Origin of the sequence: Isoptericola aurantiacus (genome assembly GCF_044769875.1) — a bacterium.
GTDB lineage: Bacteria > Actinomycetota > Actinomycetes > Actinomycetales > Cellulomonadaceae > Isoptericola > Isoptericola aurantiacus.
This window is the reverse complement of the sequence record NZ_JBJBAE010000001.1, coordinates 1,008,130-1,030,611: the sequence shown is the minus strand read 5'-3', so window position 1 is coordinate 1,030,611 and position 22,482 is coordinate 1,008,130. Positions and strand designations below refer to the sequence as shown.

Genomic DNA, 22,482 nt, shown 5'->3' with positions numbered 1-22,482 from the left:
CCGGAGGAGTCACCATGTCCACGAAGCGCCCGCTCATCGCCGTCTGCGTCGCCGCAGTCGTCGCGCTCGCCGGCTGCACGTCCGGGTCCGACGGCGGGGACAGCCCGTCCAGCGCGGGCAGCCCCAGCGCGGAGAGCACTCCGGGATCCGACACCGCCCCCGAGGTGCCCGAGGCCGACCTGCAGGACGTGCCCGACGTCGTCGCCGAGGTCAACGGGGAGAAGGTCCGACGCGACGAGTTCGTCACCAGCTACGAAGGTCAGCTGCAGCAGGCAGCCCTGTCCTCGCAGAGCGGCGGCGGGGAGGTGGACCAGGACGCCCTCAAGGAACAGGTCGTCACCCAGCTGGTGAACAACCGGTTGCTGACCCAGGCCGCCTCGAAGGCCGGTATCGAGCCCACCGCGAAGGACGTCCGGTCCACGCTGGAGGACGTCGCGGCGCAGAACGGGCTCGAGTCCGCCGACGCCGTGATCGACGCGCTCGAGGAACAGGGCCTCTCCGAGGACCAGGTGCGCGCCGACGCCGCGACCCAGTTCCAGGTCAACGCCTACATCGAGGCCGAGGCGGACGTCCAGGAGCCCACCGAGAAGGAGCTCCGTGCGCAGTACGACGCCCTCGTCGAACAGATGGAGGCCCAGGGCGGCGACGGCGCGTCGGCGCCCGAGGTCCCGCCGTTCGAGGACGTGCGCGACCAGCTCGCCCAGCAGGCCACCAGCCAGCAGCAGAGCGCGGCCGTCGACGAGATCGTCACCGGTCTGCGCAAGAAGGCGGACGTGACGATCAACCTGTGAGCACGCGCTCCTGTCGGGCGAACGGGAGGCGGGTCGCGGTGTGACGGCCTCACGCGCCCCGGGCGAGCCTGGTCGGCCGCATGGTGCAACGATCGCCCCAGCACCCTTTCCGACGATCTGAAGGAGGCGCCGTGGGCGCAGCGATCGGACAGTCCCTGCCGGTGGCGGTCGGCGTGCTCGTGAGCCCGTTGCCGATCGTGGCGGTGGTGCTCATGCTCGCCAGCGGGCGGGCCCGGGCGAACGCGTTCACGTTCCTGGCCACCTGGTTCGTGGCCGTCGGGGCGGTCGCGCTGGTCGTCGCCCTCGTCGCCGGTGCCGCCACCCCGGACGACGCCGGCCCGGCCCCGTGGGTCGGTGTGGTGAAGATCGTCCTGGGCGTGCTGCTGCTCCTGCTCGCCGTCCGGCAGTGGCGGGGGCGCCCGCGCGGCGACGCCGAACCGCCCACGCCGCGATGGATGGCTGCCGTGGACGCGTTCACCCCGGTCAAGGCTGCCGGGCTCGCCGCCCTGCTGGGCGCCGTCAACCCGAAGAACCTGCTCCTGGCGGTCTCCGGGGGCGTCGCCATCTCGTCGGCGACGACGGACACCGGCGACCAGGTCGTGGCCGCGGTGGTCTTCGCCCTCGTCGCCAGCATCGGCGTCGCGGCACCCGTGGCGGTCTACGTGTCGATGGGGGACCGGGCCGCCGCGATCCTCGACGAGCTCAGGACGTGGCTGGTCCGGCACAACCCCGTCATCATGGCCGTGCTGCTGCTGGTCATCGGCGCGAAGATGCTCGGGGACGGCATCTCCGTGCTCTGAGGCCGTTGCGCCCCGGCGTCACGCCGTCACGGGCACCGCCACGGTCCGCCGGGAGAGCACCGCCGCGGCGAAGAAGCACACGGCACCGAGGATCGTGCCGTACGTCGACCACGCCGGGCTGAGCAGCGTGTCGCCCCCGGGTGCGACGTAGGCGCCGACCGCCGAGAACCCGAAGGCCACCGACCCCAGGGCGTTCAGCCAGGTGCCGTGCCAGGTACGGGCATCGGTGTCCCACAGGTGACCACGGTCCCTCGTGGCGGCCAGCGCCAGCCCGCTCGAGACGAGGAAGGCCGCCGACCCGTAGGCGTCCGGGCGCCACCCCACCCCCACCAGGTCGGGCCGGTGCACCGCCGCCACCAGTGCCGCCGTCGTACTGAGGTTGAACAGCAGCGTCCCGGCGAGCTGGACCGCCGCGGCCCACCAGTCCCATCGGTCCGCCGGCGCCGTGCCGTGCCAGGGTGGCCGCCGACCGGTCAGCCCGAGCTGCAGGACCGCCCCCGCCGTGAAGAGCACCGCGCCGACGACGAACGTGACCGCGACCACGACGGCACCGACCCGGTCGGCGTACGCCGGTAGTGCCCCCAGCACGAAGCAGAGGGACCCGGCGGCGAACCCCCACGCCTCACGGCGCAGCCGTCGGACCGTGCCGACCCCTGGACCCCGCACGTCTCCGGCCACCATCCGCCCCTTCGTCCTCGCCCCAGCGTTCCGCACGCCGGGACCGCCCGCCAGCGGTCGCCGGGGCCCGCGCGATCCGCAGGGTCCGATGATCGGGCATCAGGCGGCGGACGTCGTGCGTGACGGCCATGCCTGCTGCGCCACGTGCTCGGCCACGTACCGTGCGTCGCGACTCACGCCGGGCACCTGCTCGGAGGCCTTGGCGTACTGGAAGTCCTGCCCGACGAAGTACAGGCCGGGCACCTCGGGCACGATGCCGCGCTCCTGGCGGGGCAGCCCGCGGTCGTCCAGCACCGGCAGGTCGACCCAGTCCTCCAGACCGGGACGGAACCCGGTGCACCACACGACCGACGCGACGTCGAGCACCGTGCCGTCCGCGGCGACGGGACGCCCCTCGCGGACCGCCTCGACCCGCGGCACGCGGTGCACGCCGGCACGACGCAGCTCCGCCGGACGATCACGCAGCAGCGGGTCGGCCCGTCCCTGCAGCACGGGTCGCGCCCGGCGGCCGATCGGCGTGCTCGTCGTCAGGACGTGCAGGAACGTGAAGGCGATGACCCGGCTGCCGACGTTCCGGCCGAACCAGCCGTCGATCCGGAACGGCAGGTGACCGACCTCGGTCCCGGCCAACCACGTCTCGCGGTCCGCGGCGAGCTCGACGGCGATCTCGGCACCGCTGTTGCCCACCCCCACGACGAGCGCCGGCCCGTGCGGGAGCTGAGCAGGGTTGCGGTACTCGACCGAGTGCAGGGAGCGGATCTGCGGAGAGAGATCGGCCGCCACCGCGGGGACCCGAGGCACCTGCAGGCCGCCCATCGCGACCACGACGACGTCGGCGTGACGCCGCCCGTCGGTCGTGTCGAGCCGGAAGCCTCCGCCGCCGTCGGCGCTCAGCCGCTGCACCCGGGAGCCGTGCTGGACGGGCAGCTCGTGCTCGCGCTCGTAGGCCTCCAGGTAGTCGGCGAACTCGTCCTTGGTCGGGACGTCCCCGCGGCGGGGGAACGGTGTGCCGTCGAGGTGGTCGATCCGCGGGGGCGTGAACAGCCGCAGGGAGTCCCACCGGTGGCGCCAGGTGTCCCCGGCGCGGGCCGACGCGTCGAGCACCACGTGCTCCAGGCCGACGCGTCGCAAGTGGTAGGACGTGGCCAGACCGGCCTGTCCGCCGCCGATCACCACGATCTCCGGATCAGGTCTGCGAGACATGGTTCCTCCTCGGATCGGTGGGGGACGCCGATCTCCTCGCGAACGTCCATGCCCTCGACGCTAGGTCGCGGCGCCCTCGCGGTGTATCGGGAGTTCTCCCCATGCGAGCAGCCCGTGCTCGGCGGCGAACAGCGTCGCCGCCGCGCGGCTGGACGTGCCGATCTTGCGGTAGGCGTGCTGCAGGTGCTGGTCCACCGTCTTGGGACTGATGCCGAGGGCGCGGCCGACCTGCTTGGTCGCCAGCCCACGGGCTGCCAGACCCAGCACGCGCACCTCGCGCTCGGTCAGGCCCGCCGGGCGGTGCAGCGGAGGCGCCGCGGTGCCCGACGCCGTGACCACCGCGGCGACGCCGTCGGCGTCCAGCTGCCCGGCCGCGACCTGCTGCGCCAGCTCGCCCGCCGCGGCGTCGGGGCCGAGCGCCCGGCCGTACGGGGCCGGTTCGCGCAGGAACCGCCACGCGTCCGCGGCGGCGAGGATCCGCGCGGGCACACCGAGCGCGGACGCGCCCACGCCGCGGTGGTAGCCGGACCCGTCGAGCCGCTCGTGGTGACAGGCGGCGACAGCGCCGAGCGGCCGGAGGAACGAGGACATGCTGCACACCCGCCCGGTGTAGTAGGGATGCAGGCGGACCTGCTCCCACTCGTCAGCACCGAGCCGGCCCGGGCGCCGCCAGACGGGCGGCGGGACGGTGACCCGTCCGACGTCCTGCAGGAGCGCGGCCCGTCGCACCACGTCCACCTCCGCGACGGCCAGGCCGGCGGCCTGCGCCGCGCGGGCCGCGAGCGCCGCCACGGCCCGGGACCGTCCGGCGACCGGCGGCGTCATGAGGTCCGCGACCTCGCCGAGCGTCGAGAGCGCGTCGTCGATCCGATCGCCCGCGAGCAGCACGGGATCTCCGGGCTCCGCGGCGAGGACGCGGGCAGCGACGGGACCGTCGTCGTCCCCCACGAGCACCTCGCGGTGGTGGTTCGCGACGAGCCGCGCCAGCCGGGGGTCGTGCGCCTTCCCGGCGCGTCGGGTGACGACGGCGGCCGCGCGCTCGGTCCCGCCCAGGACGGCCTGGTACGAGGCGTCGCGGGCCACGAGAGCGATCCGCAGGGCGAGGGGGATCTCGTCACCACGGCCGCGACGCAGCACGCCGGCTCCGTCCCACCGGTCCGTCAGGTGCGCGAGGGCGTCACCGACCACCGTGCCCAGGCCCAGGTGCTCCGCCATGTGCTGGGCCACCTCGCACAGCGCGAGCTGCTCACGTCGGTGCTGGGCGAGCGCCCGGGGCAGCCGCGCCCCCGCCTGCCCGAGGCCGACGACGGCGGGCGCGTCCGGTTCCGGCAGGGCGCGGAGCACGACCCGCATCTGCTCGAGCGTGCCTCCCCAGATCACGCCGATGATCGGCTCGGTCGGCCCGCCGAAGAGCGCGGCCTTCTCCGAGGCGTCCGCCGTGCAGCCCGCGAACAGCAGCAGGCTCAGGAAGTAGGCCTGCTTCCGTGTCGCGGGGTCGGCGTCGGCCAGGTCGCTCAGGCGCATCGCCGCGGCGGTGGCCTCGAGACCGTGGGCCCAGGGGAAGCCCAGGCCGAGGTCGGTGGCCAGGCAGAGGGCCGATGCGACCTCGGCGGCGCGCACCGGCTGCGCGGTGGCCGACGTGCCGTCGCCAGCCATGCACTCGACGCTATACCCGGTGCCGGGGCCACACCTGCACTTCGAGGTCTACCCCGACGTGGACTCGATCACCGACGCGGCCGAAGCCGTCGCCACCTCCCAGCTGGCGCTCCCGCAGGACGCCTGCGACGAGGTGTACGCGCTGACCGCCTACGCCGGGTCGGCCGAGAACCTGGCGGCCGTCGGCTCGCTGGACGACGACAACGTGTTCGGGGACGACGGCGGCGCGCTGCAGGTCGGCACGCTGACCGGCGGCGGCCAGGGTGGCGGACCGGGCGATGCGCCCGGCGGGATGCCCAGCGGTGGGCCTCCGGACGACGGCGGGACGGCAGCCTGAGGAATCAGATCGACCCGGTCCCGTCCCGTTCCTATGCTCGGCCGTATGGCATGCCGCATCAGTGAGCTGGTCCTCGACTGCACCGACCCCGAGCTGCTGGCCCGGTTCTGGTGCGACGTGCTCGGCTACGTCGAGCTCGACCGGGACGAGGGCGCGATCGAGATCGGCCCACCCGGAACCGGGTTCGGTGGGCTGCAGCCCACCCTCATCCTCAGCCCCGGCTCCGACCCGCGGGCCGCGAAGCTCCCGCTGCACATCGACGTGAACCCCGTCGACCGCGATCAGGAGGCCGAGCTGGAACGGTTGCTCGCGATCGGCGCCCGGCCCGCCGACGTCGGGCAGAGCGGCGACGAGCCGTGGCACGTCCTGGCCGACCCCGAGGGCAACGAGTTCTGCCTCCTGCGCAAGCGGCTCGAGCCCTGAGCGGGTTCCGGCTCCCGCGTGTGCTGACGGCAGGCGCTGACGCGCGCTCGTCGCCGGCTACTGCCTGGTCATGGTGCTGCGGTATCCCCCGCCGCCGGGGTAGACCCAGTCGCCGGTCATCGTCGCCCCACCGTCGGTGAACGTGCCGCGGAAGTACGCGGGACTTCCCTGCGCACCGGCCCAGATGGTGAGGGTGTCACCGTCGAGCTCGTAGACGTAGTCGAAGGTGTTCCCCGCGGAGTCGTAGAACCTGGAGGCGATCTCCTCACCGACCGGCTCCCCGAAGGGGTGCAGGTGGCCGATGACCTCGAACCCGTCGACGGCCCGGCCGTACTGCTCGAGCTCGACGTACTGGACGAGGAAGTACCCGCCGGGCATCCACTCGTACCGCACGGTGCCCTCCGCCTCGCCCGTCACCGTCCAGGTGCCGACGAGCCGGTTGAGCGCCCGGACGCGGTCGCTGGGCCGGGGGGCCTCCTCCTGCTCGTGTCCCGCGGCCTCGACAGTGCGGGTGGGGGTGTCCTCAGTCATGTCGTTCTCCTCGATCCGATCGGTGCGACCGCGGTGCGGGCCGCACTCACCGCTACCTCGGAACGGCTGCCGGGTCCTCGACACGTTCGCACCAGGAAGTCGCCGGGGATCTCGTGCCGACGGTGTCGAGAACGCGAGGTCGGCTCCGTGGTGTCGGTGAACGCCGTCCGACCGAGCGACGGCGCACCCGGAAAGGGGAGACCGTCATGACCACCCACGCCACCCCGCAGGCGACGCCAGGCATCGAAGCATCGACAGCCCGTCCGAGGACTCGCGGGCTGCTGACCGCCGCCGCGCTCGCCGGGCCGTTCTTCTACGTCTCGTCCGCAGCCCAGGCGCTGTCCCGAGACGGGTTCGACATCCGCGTCCACCCCCTCAGCCAGCTCGCCACCGGCGGACCCGGCTGGATCCAGCAGGTCTCCTTCGTGCTCGCGGGACTGGGCGTGATCGCCCTGGCGGTAGCTCACCGACGCCTCGTGACGACGGGTGCCGGCGCCCGGGTCGCACCGATCTTCCTCAGCGTCTTCGGTGCGGGCTTCGTCGTCGCCGGGTGCTTCCCGATGGACGCGCAGAACGGGTTCCCCATCGGTGCACCGGCGGGCGTCGTCGAGATGTCGTGGCACTCGGTCGTGCACACGACGGCGGCGGCGGTGTCGTTCGTCGCCCTCGCCGGCGCGTGCATCGCCCTGCTGGTGCGCTCGATCCGACGACGCCGGGTGGCGGCCTCGCTCGGCAACGGCCTGGTCGCGCTCGTGCTCCTGATGCCGATATCGCCCACGGAGTCGAGCATCCAGATCGCCGTCACGGGCCTCGTCGCGTTCGCCTGGATCACCGTGTCCGCGCTGAGCCTGCGCCGTCTGGCCGGACGCGCCCTAGCCTGAGGCCGAGATCCCGGCCGAGAGGAGTGCACTCGTGAAGTTCCTGGTGCTGAGCTACACCCCCGCCGTGTCGTGGGACGCCGAGACCGCCGACGTGCCGAGCCCCGAGGCTCTGGACGCGTTCGCGGCCTACCAGAAGTTCGAGGCCGAGCTCCGCGAGACCGGGGAGTTCGTGCTGAGCGAGGGCCTGGGCCATCCCGCCGTCTCCACGACCGTGCGCAGGAGCGCGACGGGTGTCGTCGCCACCGACGGCCCCTTCGCCGAGCTGAAGGAGGTGCTCGCGAGCTTCGCGATCATCGACGTCTCGGGCCTCGAACGCGCTCGCGACATCGTCGCCCGGATGGTCGACGTGCTCGGCGAGCCGATGGAGATCCGGCCGATCATGGGCGACGACTTCGCCTGATGCCACCCCCGACGGACGACACCGGAGGGCCCCCGCCCCGGCGCCTCGAGCACGTGCTGCGCAGCGAGACACCGCACGTGCTCGGAGCGTTGGTGCGTCGCTTCGGCCGGTTCGAGCTCGCCGAGGACGCCGTGCAGGAGGCGCTGATCGTCGCCAGCACGCAGTGGCCCGCCAAGGGCGTTCCGGAGGACCCGCGCAGCTGGCTGATCCGGGTGGGCTACCGCAAGATGATCGACCTCCTGCGCTCGGAACAGGCTGCGCACCGTCGTGAGCAGGACGCCGCGCGCGCCGACCCGGTCCTGGTCGATCCGGCCCGGCCGGGACCCGCTGTCGTCGACCACGACGACAGCCTGCGACTGCTGCTGCTCTGCTGTCACCCGGCGCTCAGCGAGGTGTCGCAGGTCGCGCTCACCCTGCGTGCGGTCGGCGGGCTCACCACCGCAGAGATCGCGCACGCCTACGGCACGACCGAGGCCACGATGGGCACCCGGATCAGCCGCGCCAAGCAGACCCTCAGGAAGGCCGGCGCCCGCTTCGAGCTTCGCGACGAGGACGACGTCGCCGGGCGCGTCTCGACCGTGATGCGCGTCCTCTACCTGATCTTCAACGAGGGCTACACCGCCACCGGCGGCGACCGTCTCACCCGCACGGACCTCACGACGGAGGCGATCCGGCTCGCACGGATGCTCCACGACCTGTTGCCGGCGGACACCGAGGCATCCGGCCTGCTCGCCCTCATGCTGCTGACGGACGCGCGCCACGCTGCCCGCACCGATCCCGACGCAGAGCTCGTGGTGCTTCCCGAGCAGGACCGCACCCGGTGGGACGAGGGCATGCTCACCGAAGGGCTGGAGCTCATCGAGAGGGCATGGGCTCACGAGCGCGTCGGGCCCTATCAGCTCCAGGCGGCCGTCGCCGCCACCCACGTCCAGGCGCGCACCGCCGCGGAGACCGACTGGCCGCAGATCGCGGCGCTGTACCTGTGGCTCGAACGGCTGCAACCCACCGCGCCGGTCCGGCTCAGCCGCACCGTCGCCGTGGCGCACGCCTTCGGACCACGCCGGGGGCTCGCTCTGCTCGAACAGCTCGACCGTGACCACCGGCTCTCCGAGGACCCTCTGGTCGCCCAGCGCGCCCACGCCGTCCGCGCGCACCTCCTCGACCAGCTCGGCGAGCACGACCGGGCCGTCGAGGAGTTCCGTGCCGCTGGAGCACTCACCGACAACGAGACCGAACGCCGCTACCTATGCCGTCGCAGCCGGCGGCCCGCGCCCGAGGGTTGACGGTCACGTGCTCGGCCGCCGGGACCCTGCTCGCCGAAGGCAGTGACTCCCGTCCCCGAGCCGGGGCGGCCTGTCTATGCTCGCGCCCATGGCACTGGAATGGGAGCAGATCATCGTCGACTCGTTCGACCCCATCGCCTTGGGGCGCTGGTGGGCCGAGGCTCTCGACTGGGTAGTGGTCGACGAGACCGAGGAGATCATCGAGATCCGGCCGGAGCAGGACCAGGTGCCCGGGCTGCTCTTCGTCCCGGTGCCGGAGGGCAAGACATCGAAGAACCGGCTCCACCCCGACTTCCGCCCCGACGACCAGGCGGCCGAGGTCGCGCGGCTGCTCTCCCTCGGTGCCCGGCGCGCCGATACCGTGCTGGACGAGCAGCACTGGGTCACTCTCCTCGACCCGGAGGGCAACGAATTCTGTGTCCTGGGTGAGCGCAAGAGCTGAGCCGTGCGCACCGGACGGGACACCGCGGCCGGACCGGCCACCAGGGCCGGCCGCACTCGCCCCCTGCGCGAACCGCCCAGAAACGACGAGCCTCCAACCTGCTGCCGTCGCCCGAAGTCGGATCCTGCCGCCGGTCAAACTCGGAATCTGCCGATCCGCTCGGACCTTACGGCCACCCACATCCTCGAAGTTCACCCGCGGACACGGACTCACAGTCACGGTGGCGGACACCGCGCTCGGGGCAGACCTGACCCGCCCTGGCCAGCAACTGCGGTGCCGCCGGGATGACTGAGCCCTGGCAAGCCACGCTCAGCGAACCACCGGACGACCGGCCGATGGGCTACACCACCCGCTCAGCGCCGAACCCGCACCGAGGACCACCCGGCAAAGCCGCCGCGACCCGCCACACCCCGACCACCTGACACCCACCGGCACCCGCACCCACCCAGCACGCCCCACACCGGGCCACAGCGCCTGCAGCAGTCCCATCACCGCGGACCGCCGGGCCAGGACGTCACCGCCAGCACCACCTGAGAATCCCGTCCCCAACGCCTTCACCATCGGTCCCAGCGCGCCCAGAACATGCCCTGAACTGCCCAGTCATCCCATCAGTCACCGGCAGAGCCACACGCACGCCTCTGACGACGTCGTCACGGCACCCACCAACGCAGAAAGTCCCGGCCAGGAGAACCTGACCGGGACTTTCCGAAGGTGTTCCGGCCCTGAAGCCGAAACCCTCCTCACGTCACGTGCGCGAGGGGGGAGTTGAACCCCCACGCCCTCTCGGGCACACGGACCTGAACCGTGCGCGTCTGCCTATTCCGCCACTCGCGCGTGCCGTAGGAGATTAGCACGCAGGCGCCCCCGGATCCCAACCCGATACGGGCCGCCCGGCCGCGACGTCCGTCACACCGCAGGCCAGGTCGCTCCCCGTGATCCCCCCGTGACCTGGAGCGCCACGTCTGCGCGAGGGATTCGCACGAAATCCACAGGTTCGTGGGCGCGGGTGGTGCGCCGCTGCCTACGATCTGGATAGTCTGCCCGCGACAGGCACGGGCGACGGGAGGAGGTGGCATGGGAGCGTTGGATCGCTTCGAGAAGAGCGTCGAGCGACTGATGAACAACGCGTTCGCCAAGGTCGGGCGCGGCGGCGAGGTCAAGGCGGTGGAGCTGGCGAGCCGGCTGCGGCGCGAGATCGACGACCGTGCCGCCGTCGTCGGTCACGACCGGACGGTGGCGCCGAACGAGTTCACGATCGAGCTCTCGCCCGCCGACTTCGAGCAGGTGCAGTCGTGGGGTGCCGAGACGCTCGCCGACGAGCTCGCCACGAACCTCACCGAGTACGCCGCCTCGCAGCACTACGCGTTCGTCGGTCCCGTCAGCGTGTCCTTCGAGGAGCACTCCGAGCTCACCGGCGGCCGGTTCCAGCTGCGGTCGGCCACGGTGCGCGGCAACGTCGCCCCGGCTACCAACCCGGCGCCGAGCACGCGGCACCCGCTCATCGACATCGACGGCCAGCGCTACCTGCTCACCGGCCCGGTCACGGTCATCGGCCGCGACGGCGAGGCCGACATCGTCGTCGACGACCCGGGCGTCTCCCGCCGCCACCTGGAGATCCGCGTGTCCCCCGAGGGGGTCGTCGCCACGGACCTCGGCTCCACCAACGGGTTGTTCGTCGAGGGCCACCAGGTCCCGGCGGCCACGCTGCTGGACGGCAACACCCTGACCATCGGCCGGACGCGCATCATGTTCTGGACCGGTTCGTCCGCCGGCCGATCGACCGAGGACTGGTGATCGACCGAGGATGAGCGAGCTCACGTTCACCCTGCTGCGGCTGGGCTACCTGGTGCTGCTCTGGGTGTTCGTGCTCTCCGCGATCGCCGTGCTGCGGCGGGACATGGCGCCCCGAGGCGCTCCCCGCGCGCGCAGCAAGCGGTCCGACGACGGCGCTGCGGCGCCCGCGTCGCCGGTCGCCTCGGCGGGGACCCCGGCGTCACCGCGGCGCTCCGGTCCGACCAGGCTCGTGGTGACGTCCGGCCCGCTGACGGGTTCGACGCTGCCGCTGTCGACGTCGTCGATCCTCATCGGCCGCGCGCCGAGCTGCACGCTCGTGCTGGACGACGACTACTCGTCCTCGCGGCACGCCCGCATCTTCCCCCAGGGTGACCAGTGGTACGTCGAGGACCTGGGCTCGACGAACGGCACCTACATCGGCGACCAGAAGCTCACCGGGCCGACCCGTCTGTCACCGGGCGTCGGCGTCCAGATCGGCCGTTCCGTCGTCGAGCTGCAGGGGTGAGCGCGTGACCCTCGCCCTGCGGTACGCCGCACGGTCCGACGTCGGGCTCGTGCGCAACGACAACCAGGACTCCGCCTACGCCGGACCCAACCTCCTGGTCGTGGCCGACGGCATGGGCGGCCACGCCGGCGGGGACATCGCCTCGAGCCTCGCGATCGCGGCCCTGGCGCCTCTGGACTCCACCGAGCACGGGCCGGAGGAGGCGCTGGCCGACCTCGAGCACACCGTCGAGCAGGCCCGCCAGGACCTGGTGCACGCCTCGGAGGTCGACCCGGAGCTGTCCGGGATGGGCACCACCGTCACCGCGCTGCTGCGGTCGGGCAACACGCTGGCCATGGCCCACCTGGGCGACTCCCGTGCCTACCTGCTGCGGGACGGCTCGCTCAACCAGGTCACCATCGATCACACGTTCGTCCAGCACCTGGTCGACACGGGCCGCATCTCGCCGGACGAGGCCGAGACCCATCCGCAGCGCAACGTCGTCATGCGTGTGCTGGGGGACTTCGACGTCGACCTGACACCCGACATGTCGGTCCGCGAGGCCCGGGCGGGCGACCGCTGGCTCCTCTGCTCGGACGGCCTGTCGGGGTTCGTCCCCATCGACCAGATCACGCAGGTCCTCGCCGAGTGCGAGTCGCCGGAGGAGGCCGCGGACCTGCTCATCACGCTGGCCATGACCTCGGCCAGCACCGACAACATCACCGTCGTGGTGGCCGACGTCGTCGACTCCGAGACCGAGCCCTCGACCGTCAGCCAGGTCGTGGGCGCCGCGGCCGACGGCACGCGGGCGGAGCTGACCCGGCACGACGACGGCGCCGGTGGCGCCGGCGCCGTCGAGGCCCCGGGTGACGGCGGGGACGACGAGGAGGAGGACGACGACGTCCGGCCCAGCCCGCGCCGTCGGCCCTGGATCGGCATGATCGTCACCGTCCTGGTGCTGGCCGCCGTCGGGTTCGGCGGCTGGTGGGCCTATGGCTGGACGCAGGAACAGTTCTACGTCGGCGTCGCCGACGGTCAGGTGGCCGTCTTCCAGGGCATCCCCCAGGACGCCGGCCCTCTGACGCTGTCGCACCCCGTCGAGCTCACCGGGACGCCGGTCGACGAGCTGCCCGCCTACTGGACCGAGCGGCTGGACGGCACGATCCGGGCGTCCTCCCTCGACGAGGCGGTCGAGCGGGCGGACCGGCTCATCGACGAGGCGCTGCCGACGCCGACGCCCACCCCGTCACCGAGCGCCAGCGCCTCGCCGAGCCCGTCGCCGAGCCCCAGCCCCAGCCCCACCAAGAAGTCAGGTGCCGGCGGCGGCAACGGAGGCTCCGGGAACGGGGGTGCGCGGGCGTGACCACCGACAGCCCCACGGTCACGCCGCGCCAGCGGCGGCCGCTGCGCCTCGCCGAGGTCTTCCTGCTGATCCTCGCGCTGGGCGGCGGCGTGGGCGGCTACGCCATGGTCGGCCTGTCCATCCGGGGCGAGCTGCCCGAGAGCTTCTGGTGGCGCGCCGGCCTGCTCGCGCTGACCGCCCTCGTGGCCCACGTCGTGCTGCGGCTGCGCGCGCCGTGGTCCGACCAGGTGATCCTGCCCGCGGTGGTGCTGCTCAACGGCATCGGGCTGTCGATGATCTGGCGCCTGGAGATCTCCGACGCGCCCGGGATGAGCGTGGCCGATGCGGCCGGCAACATGCAGGCATCGCTGCTCGGCGCCGTCGTCGCGTTCACGATGCTGTGGATCCTGCGGGACCACCGGTGGCTGCGCCACTACACCTACATCGCCATGCTGGTGGGCCTGCTGCTGATCGCGCTCCCGCTGATCCCCGGCCTGGGCGAGGAGATCAACGGCGCGCGCATCTGGATCTCCGTCGGCGGCTTCTCCCTGCAGCCGGCGGAGTTCGCGAAGATCGCCTTCGCCGTGTTCTTCGCCGGCTACCTCGTGGTCAACCGCGACACCCTCGCGCTGGCCGGCCCCAAGGTGCTCGGGCTGCACCTGCCCCGGCTGCGCGACCTCGGACCGATCCTCGTGGTCTGGGCGGCGTCCCTCATGGTGCTGGTCTTCCAGCGCGACCTCGGTACCTCGCTGCTGTTCTTCGGCCTGTTCGTCGCGATGCTCTACCAGGCCACCGCCCGCTCGAGCTGGATCGTGCTCGGCCTGACGCTCTTCGGGGTCGGCGCGGTCGCGGCAGCACGGCTCTTCCCGCACGTCGGGGCACGCGTCGACGTCTGGCTGCACCCGTTCGACGACAGCTTCTACGACCGGGAGATCGGCGGCTCCTACCAGCTCGTGCAGGGCCAGTTCTCGATGGCCAACGGCGGCCTGTTCGGCACCGGCTGGGGTGAGGGCCGCCCGTTCCAGATCCCCTACGCCTACTCCGACTTCATCTACGCCGCCCTCGGCGAGGAGCTGGGGCTGACGGGCCTGGCGGCGATCCTGCTGACCTACCTGCTCATCGTGCAGCGGGGCCTCAAGACGGCCGTGACGGTCCGCGACGGGTTCGGCAAGCTCCTGGCCGGCGGTCTCGCGTTCGTCATGGCCCTGCAGATCTTCGTCGTCGTCGGCGGCATCACGCGGATCATCCCGCTGACCGGGCTCACCCTGCCGTTCATGGCGCAGGGTGGTTCGTCCCTGCTGGCCAACTGGATCGTGGTCGCGCTCCTGCTGCGCATCTCCGACAGCGCCCGCAGGCCCTCCGACCTGCCCGTGCGCGGACAGATCTCGGCAGGCAGGGCGGACCCGGAACCGATACTCGTCGGAGCAGGGGGCGACGGCGGGACGACGGCGCAGGGCAGCGGCCCCGCGGGCACACCGGCGGCCGGGGTGCCGGCGTCGTCCCTGCCCCGGCGCAGTGTCGCGGAGCGTGACGTCCCCGCCGGAGCGGAGCTCGCCGACGCGTCCCGCGCGGCCGAGACCGAGCAGATCGACCACCCCGACGACGACCCCGAGAGGGGAGGTGAGCAGCGGTGAACACCACCACCCGACGCCTCGCCTCCATCGTCATGGCGATGTTCCTCGCGTTGCTCGTCTCGACCACGTGGATCCAGTACTTCTCCGCGGACAAGCTCAACAGCGACCCCCGCAACGCCCGCTCGCTGTACGCCCAGTTCGGCACCGACCGCGGGCCGATCGTGGTCGGCGGTGACGCCGTCGCCGACTCCGTCCCGGCCGACGACGAGTGGAACTACCAGCGCACGTACTCCGACGGGCCGCTCTACGCCCCTCTGACGGGGTTCTACTCCCTGGTCAGCGGCACCTCCGGCGTCGAGCAGGCCGAGAACGACTTCCTCGCGGGATCCGCCGACGCGCTGTGGGTGGACCGCCTGCAGAACCTGCTCACGGGGGCCGACCCGCAGGGCTCCTCCGTGGAGCTGACGATCGACCCGGCCGCGCAGCAGGCCGCGTGGGACGCGCTCGGCGACCAGCGGGGCGCCGTCGTCGCGCTCGAACCGTCGACGGGCAAGGTCCTCGCGATGGTCTCGAAGCCCACGTTCGACCCGAACGACCTCGCCACGCACAACACGAAGAAGGCGAACGACGCCTACGTGGAGCTGCTCAACGACGACGACGACCCGCTGATCAGCCGGGCGACCAATCAGATCTACCCGCCCGGGTCGACGTTCAAGCTGGTGACCGCAGCCGCCGCGCTCGAGAGCGGTGACTACGACGAGAACACGGTCATCGACGCGCCCGTGACGTACACGCTGCCGGGGACCACCACCGACCTGCCGAACTACGGCGGGGAGGCGTGCTCGCCGACGGGGGAGCAGAGCCTCGCGGACGCCCTGCGCATCTCCTGCAACACCGCGTTCGCCAAGCTCGGGGTCGACCTCGGCGCCGACGCCCTGGCGGACCAGGCGGCGGCCTTCGGGTTCGGGCAGAGCTACGACGTCCCGTTCGCCACGGCCACGAGCGTGTTCCCCGACCCCGACTCGCTCTCGCCGGACCAGGTGGCGCAGTCCGCCATCGGCCAGTACGACGACAGGGTGACCCCGTTGCAGGTGGCGATGGTCTCCGCCGCCATCGCCAACGACGGCGAGGTCATGCAGCCGTTCTCCGTCGGCGCCATCCGCGACCCGGAGCTCGAGGTCGTCTCGCAGACCCGCGAGTCGGCGCTGGGCCGGGCGATCTCCACCGACACCGCCTCCCAGCTCACCGACATGATGGTCGGCGTCGTCGAGAGCGGCTCGGGCACGTCGGCGCAGATCTCCGGGGTGACCGTGGCCGGCAAGACGGGCACCGCCCAGACCGTCCCGGACGTCCCGCCGCACGCCTGGTTCACCGGGTTCGCCCCCGCGGACGACCCCCAGGTGGCGGTCGCCGTCTTCGTCGAGCAGGGCGGGTCCATGGGTTCGGAGGCGACCGGTGGGCGCGTCGCCGCCCCGATCGCCAAGGCGGTCATCGAGGCGGTGCTGAACGGATGAGGCCGGCGACCGGACTGTCCCTGGGGGACCGCTACCGCCTGACCCGGCGGATCGCGATCGGCGGCATGGGCGAGGTGTGGGTGGCCGACGACGGCTACCTGGGCCGCGACGTCGCCGTCAAGGTGCTCCGCGAGGAGTACACCGGCAACGAGGACTTCCTGCGCCGGCTGCGGACCGAGGCCCGCAACAGCGCGGCGCTGTCGCACCCCAACATCGCGCAGATGTACGACTACGGCGAGCAGGACGGCGCCGGGTTCCTCGTCATGGAGCTCGTGCTCGGTGAGCCGCTGTCCGACCTGCTCGAGCGCGAGCCGGTCGTGGCGCCGCGCAAGCTGCTGCCGATCCTCGCCGAGACGGCGCGCGGGCTGCACCACGCGCACGTCGCGAAGGTGGTGCACCGCGACGTCAAGCCGGGCAACATCCTGCTGGAGCACGACGGCGGCGTGAAGATCACCGACTTCGGGGTGTCGCTCGCCGCCAACCAGGCCACGATGACCGCGACGGGCATGGTCATGGGCACCGCCCAGTACCTGTCGCCCGAGCAGGCCGTGGGCCAGGCCGCCACCGCGGCGTCGGACCTCTACGCGCTCGGGATCGTGGCCTACGAGGCGACGGCGGGCAAGCGCCCGTTCACGGGGTCCACCCCGGTGGACATCGCCGTCGCCCACGTCAACAACGCCGTGCCGCCGCTGCCGTCGTCCGTCCACCCCGGGCTCGTCGACGTCGTCATGCGCATGCTCGCCAAGGACCCGGGCAAGCGCCCGGCGTCCGCGGCCGTGCTGGCCGACGAGCTCGAGGCGCTCGCCCACGAGATCGCCGAGGACCCGCTCGGTGCGCGGTCCCGCGCGGCGCGCCGTGCTGCCCGCAGCGGCCGGCCGGCACCCGTGCGGCACGCCCGGTCCGACGCCGACCGCCCGGTCCGCACGGTGACCGCCCCCGGCGCGGGGGCCGAGCAGGGCGCGCGACCCGAGCACGAGGGGCGGCACGCCCCCGCGAGCCGCCGCGACGCACCGGCGACGCCGTCAGCACCGCCGCCCGTCCCCGCGGCCACCCGGGACGCGGCCCGCCAGCAGGACGCGGCCCGCACCTACCCGGCGCGGCGTGACCTGCGTGCCGGCGGCACGCCGCGTCAGACGCCGGTGCAGGGTGAGGTCCGGACCCGGTCCGGCAGCCGCGGCGGGCCCCAACGGTCCTCGACGACCACGGGCCAGCGCGTCGGTCCCCTGCGGCGGCTCTCCTGGCCCTTGCTGGCCCTGCTCGGCCTGCTCGCGGTCCTGCTCGTGGCCACCCTGGTGAGTGCGTTGTCCGGTGGGGACGGCGAGGCTGCGGCAGCAGCGTTCTTGCTGCCCGTCGGCGCTCTGACGACACGGCCTGCAGCGTTGCGGGCGATGACCGTGCCCGACTCTGGGATGATGCACCCAGACCCGTCGCGCTCCTCGAGCGCGACCACGACCGAGAAGGACGACTGAGTGGTGGAGAACACGCCCCGAGTACTCGCGGGCCGGTACGAGGTCGGTGAGCTCATCGGCCGCGGCGGCATGGCCGAGGTGCACATCGGCCACGACGCACGCCTCGGCCGCACGGTCGCGATCAAGGTGCTGCGCTCGGACCTGGCGCGCGACCCGTCCTTCCTGGCCCGGTTCCGTCGCGAGGCGCAGTCCGCCGCCGCGCTGAACCATCCGGCGATCGTCGCGGTGTACGACACCGGCGAGGACACGGCCACCGACGTCACCGGCCAGCAGGCCCACATCCCGTTCATCGTCATGGAGTACGTCGAGGGCCACACGGTCCGCGACATCCTGGCGGACGGCGCGGCGGTCCCCATCGAGGAGGCCGCGGAGATCACCGCCGGCATCCTCAGTGCTCTCGAGTACTCCCACCACGCCGGCATCGTGCACCGCGACATCAAGCCGGCCAACGTCATGATCACCCCCACCGGTGCCGTCAAGGTCATGGACTTCGGCATCGCCCGGGCCGTCGCCGACTCCGCCGCGACCATGACGCAGGGCCAGGCCGTGATCGGCACGGCCCAGTACCTCTCCCCGGAGCAGGCGCGCGGCGAGCAGGTGGACGCCCGCAGCGACCTGTACTCCACGGGGTGCGTGCTGTTCGAGCTCCTCACCGGCCGGCCCCCCTTCGTCGGGGACTCCCCGGTGGCGCTGGCGTACCAGCACGTCGGCCAGGAACCCCAGCGACCCAGCGAGATCGCCAGCGACGTGCCCGAGGTCTTCGACCGCATCGTCCTCAAGGCGCTGACCAAGGACCGCGACCAGCGGTACTCCTCGGCCGCCGAGTTCCGCTCCGACCTGGAGGCCGCCATGCGCGGCGGCCACGTGGGTGCGCCGGCGATCGGTGCGCTCGCCGCGGGAGCCGGCGCCGGGTACGCCGCGACGCAGGTGCTCGGCGACCCGACATCCACCCAGGTCATGGACCAGTCCCCGTGGGGCGCCACCGGGCTGCCCGCCGACCAGACCGCGGTGGGGGCGCCGCCGCCCGAGGAGGAGGAGACCAGCCGCAAGGGGCTGATGTGGACCCTCATCGTCCTGGGCGTGCTCGCGCTGGCGGCCATCCTGTTCTTCTGGCTGCGGCCCGACCCCGGTCCCGAGATGGTCGCGGTCCCCGAGCTCACGGCGGACATGTCACCGACGGAGGCCGAACGTGCTCTGGAGGGCGCCGGGTTGGTCTTCTCGCAGCGGGTGGACGAGGAGTCCGAGGAACCGGAGAACACCTTGACGCGCTCCGACCCCGCCTCGGGAGAGAGCGTCGAGGTCGGCTCGCAGGTGGCCGTCTTCTTCTCCGGCGGGCCGCAGACGTTCGCGATGCCGGACGTGACCGGGATGAGCCAGAGCGAGGCCGAGGCGCAGATCGAGGACGCCGACCTCGTCGTCGGCGAGGTGTCCCAGGAGGCCAGTCCCGACGCCGACCAGGGGGAGGTGACCGCTACCGACCCGAGCCCGGGCCAGGCGGTGAACCCCGGTGACAGCGTGAACCTCACGGTGGCCAGCGGCCAGGTGAACCTGCCCAACCTCATCGGCATGTCCCGGGACGAGGCCGAGCAGACCCTGGACGATCTCAACCTCGACAGCAGCTTCGAGTCCACACCGGTGGACGACCCGAACGACGTCGGGCTCGTCGTGAACCAGTCGCCCCAGGAGGGCTCCGTCACCCAGGACACCCGCGTGACCGTGACGATCGGTGAGGAGCCGGAGGCCGAGAAGGTCCAGGTGCCGAACGTCGTCGGCATGAGCGCCGACGACGCCGAGGCGGCGCTCGGCAGCCAGGCCAACCTGCAGTCCCGCCAGACCACGGCGTCCTCGCCCGACTACTGCCCGGGCTACGTGTCCGCGCAGGACCCGGTGGCGGGCACCGAGGTGGAGGTGGGTGACGAGATCACCATCACCGTCTCGACCGGTGCCGACGGGCAGAACTGCACCGGCGGAGCCACCCCGGAGCCGGCCGACGACTCCGGGAACGACCAGGGCGACGACTCGCCGCCGGCCGACGACAACCCCGGCAACGGCTGACCCGGAGCGCGGGACCCGACGGCGGGTCCCGCGCCCGGTCCGGGCTCAGGCCGTGTGGACGAGCGGTGCCATCCCCGCCGACCGCTCGACCGCACCGTCGTCGCCGCACACGGAGAGCCAGTTCGCCAGCAGCCGGTGCCCGCCCTCGGTGAGCACGGACTCCGGGTGGAACTGGACCCCGTGCAGCGGCAGGTCGCGGTGCTGGACACCCATGACGATCCCGCCGGCCGTGGTGCACGTGACCTCGAGCTCGGCCGGCACGGTCTGCGGCTCCACGGCGAGCGAGTGGTAGCGCGTCGCGATGAAGGGGGTGCCGAGCCCTTCGAGGACCCCGGTGCCGTGGTGCTGCACCCGGCTCGTCTTGCCGTGCATCAGCTCGGGCGCGTGGCTGACGGTCGCACCGTAGACCTCGGCGAGTGCCTGGTGGCCCAGGCAGACCCCGAGCATCGGCGTGGCCGACCGGGCGCAGGCGCGGATGACGTCCTCCGACGACCCCGCCTCCTGAGGCGTGCCGGGACCCGGCGAGACGAGCACGCCGTCGTACGCCGTGCCGTCCTCGTGCCGGAAGCGACCCTCGGCGTCCGGATCGGGGACGGCGTCGTTGCGCACCACGGTGGTGGAGGCCCCGAGCTGGTCGAGGTAGCCGACGATCGTGTAGACGAAGGAGTCGTAGTTGTCCACGACGAGGATGGAGGTCATGGTGCGTGCGCCTCGACGGTGTTGTCGTTGATGGGGACGTAGTCGGAGAACCAGGGGTAGACCCATTCGAAGCACGCCCACACGGCGGCCACGAAGAGGACGAGCACGAGCAGCACCCGGACCCAGACCGGACCGGGCAGCGCGCGCCACAGCAGGCCGTACATCATCTCACCCCCGTCAGGTCCTGGTCGCCCGCCGCCTGGATCTCCACGCCGGCGTCGAGCAGCTCGGCGGGGGTGCCCTCGTCGACGGGCGCCCAGTAGTCGAGCTCCCCGTGCACGATGTAACGCTGTGCCGCCGAGTACATGGGGTGGCAGGCCGTCATGGTCATGAGCCGCTGCGTCAGCTCGGGCACGGGCGCGCCCGGCTCCAGGCCGGGGACCGGGGAGACGACCTCGACCTGGTTCGGGTAGACGATCTCGTGCTCGGTGACGCGGTACACGTACCAGGTCTTGGCGGTGCGGACCACCAGCGGGTCACCCTCGGTCAGGTCGGCCACCAGGTGGTACGGCTTGCCGTAGGTGGTCCGGTGCCCCGCGGTGGCGAAGTTGCCGAGGTCGCCGGGCATCGCCGTGCCGGGGTAGTGCCCGATCCCGAGCCGGTCCAGGATCGTCGCCTTGTCGATCCCCTGGGCGATCGGCGACACGTAGTCCGCCCCCCAGCGGGGCACGTAGAGCTGGCCGAACACCGTGCCCTCGGCGGGCTCGTCCATGACGGGCGGCTTCCCGCGGTGCTCCGAGGCGACGGCGGGGCCCTCGTCGGCCTCGACCTTCGGCGGGTCCGGCCACTCGAGCTCGGCGAGCACCTGGGTGTGGATCCGTTCGGCCTGCACGTCGGTCCACCACAGCTGCCACACCACGAACAGCCCGAGGAACACCCCGGCGGTGATGAGCAGCTCGCCCACCACCCCCACGATCGACCCGAAGACCCCTCCGGGCCGGCGACCCCTGGCGTGCCTCACGAGAACACGTCCGTGCCGTCGGGCACCTCGGCGAACTCCAGCCCTTCGCCGCCGGCGTACGCGGGCATCTCCACCGCGTCGAGCTCCGCCACCTCGTAACCCAGCGCGACACGCTCCACGTACTGGAGGTAGACCCCCACCCCGGGCGAGGCGTCCAACGCGATCTGCAGACGGGTCGGGTCTCCGATGACCTGGACGACGTAGGGCGGGGAGAACACCTTGCCGTGCAGCAGCAGGATGTTCCCGGAGCAGCGGAACGCACTCGTGGACGTCACGCGCTCGCCCTGCAGGGTCATCGCCTCGGCGCCCCCGGCCCACAGGGCGTTGATGACGTGCTGCAGGTCCTGCTGGTGCACCACGAGGTCGTCGGCCGTGAACCCGGGGATCGACAGCGACGACGACGGCGCGTCGTCGAGCGACACGCTCAGGCCCGGACCGGAGACGGGCCAGGCTCCGGACACGACGGCCTCGCGCTGCCGCAGCTCGGGCTCCCGCGCGGGGACGTCCACGTCGACGGTCTCGCTCAGCCGGGAGATCTCCTCGTCCAGCTCGGTCGACTGCTCGGAGAGCTCTTCGACCCGGTCGGACTCGTCGGCGACGACCGAGGCCAGGTCCTCGGCGTGCCGGGTGTCGTCGTCGGGAGCGAGCTGGGCGCTGACCGTGAAGAGCACGCCGGAGATCGCGAGGACGCCGCAGACGGCGATCCCGGAGCGGATCCGAGGCGACATCCCGCGCCCTCCTTGCGTCGTCGTGCCCGAACGGGCGCTGCTTCCCACTACGCTAGACGACGAACCGTCGTCGGCGTGCAGGGACCCAGCCCCTGGACGTCGCACCATCCTGACAGGAGCCAGTCGTGTCCGAGAAGTCGCCGAACCCCGGGAAGAAGAAGGGCGACGCCGCCGCGCCCGCCGTCCCCCAGAAGCCCTCGGCCAACCCCCGCTGGCTCGTGCCCACCATGCTGACGCTCATGCTCGTGGGCCTGGCGTGGATCGTCATCTACTACCTGACGAGCCAGAACCTCGGGCTGCCGGTCCCCGCGCTGGAGAACTGGAACCTGCTGGTCGGGTTCGTGCTGATCATCGCCGGGTTCTCGCTGACCACACGGTGGAAGTGACGGCTGTACAAGTTGCACGGGTGTGATTCCACACCTGTGTACATCCCTGGG

At 72.5% G+C, this 22,482-nt stretch carries 24 protein-coding genes and 1 tRNA gene; 16 read left to right on the top strand and 9 right to left on the bottom strand.

Translation table 11 applies throughout. From position 1 onward, the window contains the following. The first annotated feature begins 14 nt into the window (after positions 1–14). Both ACIQLL_RS04730 and ACIQLL_RS04725 read left to right on the top strand, forming a co-directional pair. Positions 15–791, top strand: coding sequence for a SurA N-terminal domain-containing protein (locus tag ACIQLL_RS04730; RefSeq protein WP_402463861.1), 777 nt, complete (start codon positions 15–17; stop codon positions 789–791). A 131-nt stretch (positions 792–922) separates the two neighbouring features. Continuing rightward, positions 923–1,591 (top strand): GAP family protein, encoded by a 669-nt coding sequence (locus ACIQLL_RS04725; protein ID WP_402463859.1) that lies wholly within the window; start codon positions 923–925, stop codon positions 1,589–1,591. A gap of 18 nt (positions 1,592–1,609) precedes the next feature. Here ACIQLL_RS04725 and ACIQLL_RS04720 read toward each other — a convergent pair whose 3' ends face one another. From ACIQLL_RS04720 to ACIQLL_RS04710, 3 genes are all read right to left on the bottom strand, one after another. Beyond that, positions 1,610–2,272 carry a hypothetical protein gene (locus ACIQLL_RS04720; RefSeq protein WP_402463857.1) on the bottom strand — a complete coding sequence of 221 codons (663 nt, stop codon included), beginning with the start codon at positions 2,270–2,272 and terminating at the stop codon, positions 1,610–1,612. A 96-nt stretch (positions 2,273–2,368) separates the two neighbouring features. Next, the gene (locus ACIQLL_RS04715; protein ID WP_402463855.1) at positions 2,369–3,472 is read right to left on the bottom strand and encodes a flavin-containing monooxygenase; all 1,104 of its coding nucleotides are present in this window, start codon (positions 3,470–3,472) and stop codon (positions 2,369–2,371) included. Between the two features lie 60 nt (positions 3,473–3,532). Beyond that, positions 3,533–5,128: an HD domain-containing phosphohydrolase gene (locus tag ACIQLL_RS04710; protein WP_402463853.1), complete on the bottom strand. Its 1,596-nt coding sequence runs from the start codon at positions 5,126–5,128 to the stop codon at positions 3,533–3,535. Positions 5,129–5,147: 19 nt separating this feature from the next. On the opposite strand from ACIQLL_RS04710, the gene ACIQLL_RS04705 reads away from it, so the two are divergent. After that, positions 5,148–5,465 (top strand): peptidase associated/transthyretin-like domain-containing protein, encoded by a 318-nt coding sequence (locus ACIQLL_RS04705; RefSeq protein WP_402463851.1) that lies wholly within the window; start codon positions 5,148–5,150, stop codon positions 5,463–5,465. A gap of 45 nt (positions 5,466–5,510) precedes the next feature. Beyond that, complete coding sequence (locus tag ACIQLL_RS04700) at positions 5,511–5,888, top strand: VOC family protein (RefSeq protein WP_402463849.1); 378 nt, start codon at positions 5,511–5,513, stop codon at positions 5,886–5,888. Positions 5,889–5,945: 57 nt separating this feature from the next. On the opposite strand, the gene ACIQLL_RS04695 is transcribed toward ACIQLL_RS04700, so the two are convergent. After that, complete coding sequence (locus ACIQLL_RS04695) at positions 5,946–6,419, bottom strand: hypothetical protein (RefSeq protein WP_402463848.1); 474 nt, start codon at positions 6,417–6,419, stop codon at positions 5,946–5,948. Positions 6,420–6,625: 206 nt separating this feature from the next. On the opposite strand from ACIQLL_RS04695, the gene ACIQLL_RS04690 reads away from it, so the two are divergent. The 4 genes from ACIQLL_RS04690 (at position 6,626) to ACIQLL_RS04675 (ending at position 9,425) form a co-directional block, all read left to right on the top strand. Next, positions 6,626–7,300, top strand: coding sequence for a DUF998 domain-containing protein (locus ACIQLL_RS04690; RefSeq protein ID WP_402463846.1), 675 nt, complete (start codon positions 6,626–6,628; stop codon positions 7,298–7,300). A gap of 31 nt (positions 7,301–7,331) precedes the next feature. Further along, complete coding sequence (locus ACIQLL_RS04685; protein ID WP_402463844.1) at positions 7,332–7,700, top strand: YciI family protein; 369 nt, start codon at positions 7,332–7,334, stop codon at positions 7,698–7,700. Further along, the gene (locus ACIQLL_RS04680) at positions 7,700–8,983 is read left to right on the top strand and encodes an RNA polymerase sigma factor (RefSeq protein WP_402463842.1); all 1,284 of its coding nucleotides are present in this window, start codon (positions 7,700–7,702) and stop codon (positions 8,981–8,983) included. Before ACIQLL_RS04685 ends, ACIQLL_RS04680 begins: the two co-directional genes overlap by 1 nt. 88 nt (positions 8,984–9,071) lie before the next feature. After that, entirely contained in the window at positions 9,072–9,425 is a 354-nt protein-coding gene (locus ACIQLL_RS04675; RefSeq protein ID WP_402463840.1) for a VOC family protein, read from the top strand. Positions 9,426–10,175: 750 nt separating this feature from the next. On the opposite strand, the gene ACIQLL_RS04670 is transcribed toward ACIQLL_RS04675, so the two are convergent. Further along, positions 10,176–10,259 (bottom strand) — tRNA-Leu (locus ACIQLL_RS04670). A gap of 240 nt (positions 10,260–10,499) precedes the next feature. Between ACIQLL_RS04670 and ACIQLL_RS04665 the strand changes: the two genes are divergently transcribed. Genes ACIQLL_RS04665 through pknB form a run of 7 tightly spaced genes read left to right on the top strand, consistent with a single transcriptional unit; the run spans position 10,500 to position 19,657 of the window. Next, positions 10,500–11,219: an FhaA domain-containing protein gene (locus ACIQLL_RS04665; RefSeq protein WP_402463838.1), complete on the top strand. Its 720-nt coding sequence runs from the start codon at positions 10,500–10,502 to the stop codon at positions 11,217–11,219. Positions 11,220–11,229: 10 nt separating this feature from the next. Then, entirely contained in the window at positions 11,230–11,724 is a 495-nt protein-coding gene (locus tag ACIQLL_RS04660) for an FHA domain-containing protein FhaB/FipA (RefSeq protein WP_402463836.1), read from the top strand. Positions 11,725–11,728: 4 nt separating this feature from the next. Further along, on the top strand, positions 11,729–13,066 hold the full coding sequence (locus ACIQLL_RS04655; RefSeq protein ID WP_402463834.1) for a protein phosphatase 2C domain-containing protein: 1,338 nt from the start codon (positions 11,729–11,731) through the stop codon (positions 13,064–13,066). Then, entirely contained in the window at positions 13,063–14,679 is a 1,617-nt protein-coding gene (locus tag ACIQLL_RS04650; protein WP_402463832.1) for an FtsW/RodA/SpoVE family cell cycle protein, read from the top strand. The genes ACIQLL_RS04655 and ACIQLL_RS04650 overlap by 4 nt, the downstream gene beginning before the upstream one ends. Next, on the top strand, positions 14,676–16,133 hold the full coding sequence (locus ACIQLL_RS04645; RefSeq protein ID WP_402463830.1) for a peptidoglycan D,D-transpeptidase FtsI family protein: 1,458 nt from the start codon (positions 14,676–14,678) through the stop codon (positions 16,131–16,133). The genes ACIQLL_RS04650 and ACIQLL_RS04645 overlap by 4 nt, the downstream gene beginning before the upstream one ends. Then, entirely contained in the window at positions 16,130–17,602 is a 1,473-nt protein-coding gene (locus ACIQLL_RS04640; protein WP_402463829.1) for a serine/threonine-protein kinase, read from the top strand. Before ACIQLL_RS04645 ends, ACIQLL_RS04640 begins: the two co-directional genes overlap by 4 nt. Then, a complete protein-coding gene (gene pknB / locus ACIQLL_RS04635; protein ID WP_402463827.1) occupies positions 17,603–19,657 on the top strand; it encodes a Stk1 family PASTA domain-containing Ser/Thr kinase in 2,055 nt (684 codons plus the stop codon). A 45-nt stretch (positions 19,658–19,702) separates the two neighbouring features. On the opposite strand, the gene ACIQLL_RS04630 is transcribed toward pknB, so the two are convergent. Genes ACIQLL_RS04630 through ACIQLL_RS04615 form a run of 4 tightly spaced genes read right to left on the bottom strand, consistent with a single transcriptional unit; the run spans position 19,703 to position 22,045 of the window. Continuing rightward, positions 19,703–20,356 carry an aminodeoxychorismate/anthranilate synthase component II gene (locus ACIQLL_RS04630; RefSeq protein WP_402463825.1) on the bottom strand — a complete coding sequence of 218 codons (654 nt, stop codon included), beginning with the start codon at positions 20,354–20,356 and terminating at the stop codon, positions 19,703–19,705. Further along, the gene (locus tag ACIQLL_RS04625) at positions 20,353–20,523 is read right to left on the bottom strand and encodes a hypothetical protein (protein WP_402463823.1); all 171 of its coding nucleotides are present in this window, start codon (positions 20,521–20,523) and stop codon (positions 20,353–20,355) included. Before ACIQLL_RS04625 ends, ACIQLL_RS04630 begins: the two co-directional genes overlap by 4 nt. Continuing rightward, positions 20,520–21,317 (bottom strand): class E sortase, encoded by a 798-nt coding sequence (locus ACIQLL_RS04620; RefSeq protein WP_402463821.1) that lies wholly within the window; start codon positions 21,315–21,317, stop codon positions 20,520–20,522. Before ACIQLL_RS04620 ends, ACIQLL_RS04625 begins: the two co-directional genes overlap by 4 nt. After that, positions 21,314–22,045 (bottom strand): DUF881 domain-containing protein, encoded by a 732-nt coding sequence (locus ACIQLL_RS04615; RefSeq protein ID WP_402463819.1) that lies wholly within the window; start codon positions 22,043–22,045, stop codon positions 21,314–21,316. Before ACIQLL_RS04615 ends, ACIQLL_RS04620 begins: the two co-directional genes overlap by 4 nt. Positions 22,046–22,170: 125 nt before the next feature. Between ACIQLL_RS04615 and ACIQLL_RS04610 the strand changes: the two genes are divergently transcribed. Further along, positions 22,171–22,431, top strand: a complete 261-nt coding sequence (locus ACIQLL_RS04610) for a cell division protein CrgA (RefSeq protein ID WP_402463817.1) — start codon at positions 22,171–22,173, stop codon at positions 22,429–22,431. The last annotated feature ends 51 nt before the right edge of the window (positions 22,432–22,482 follow it).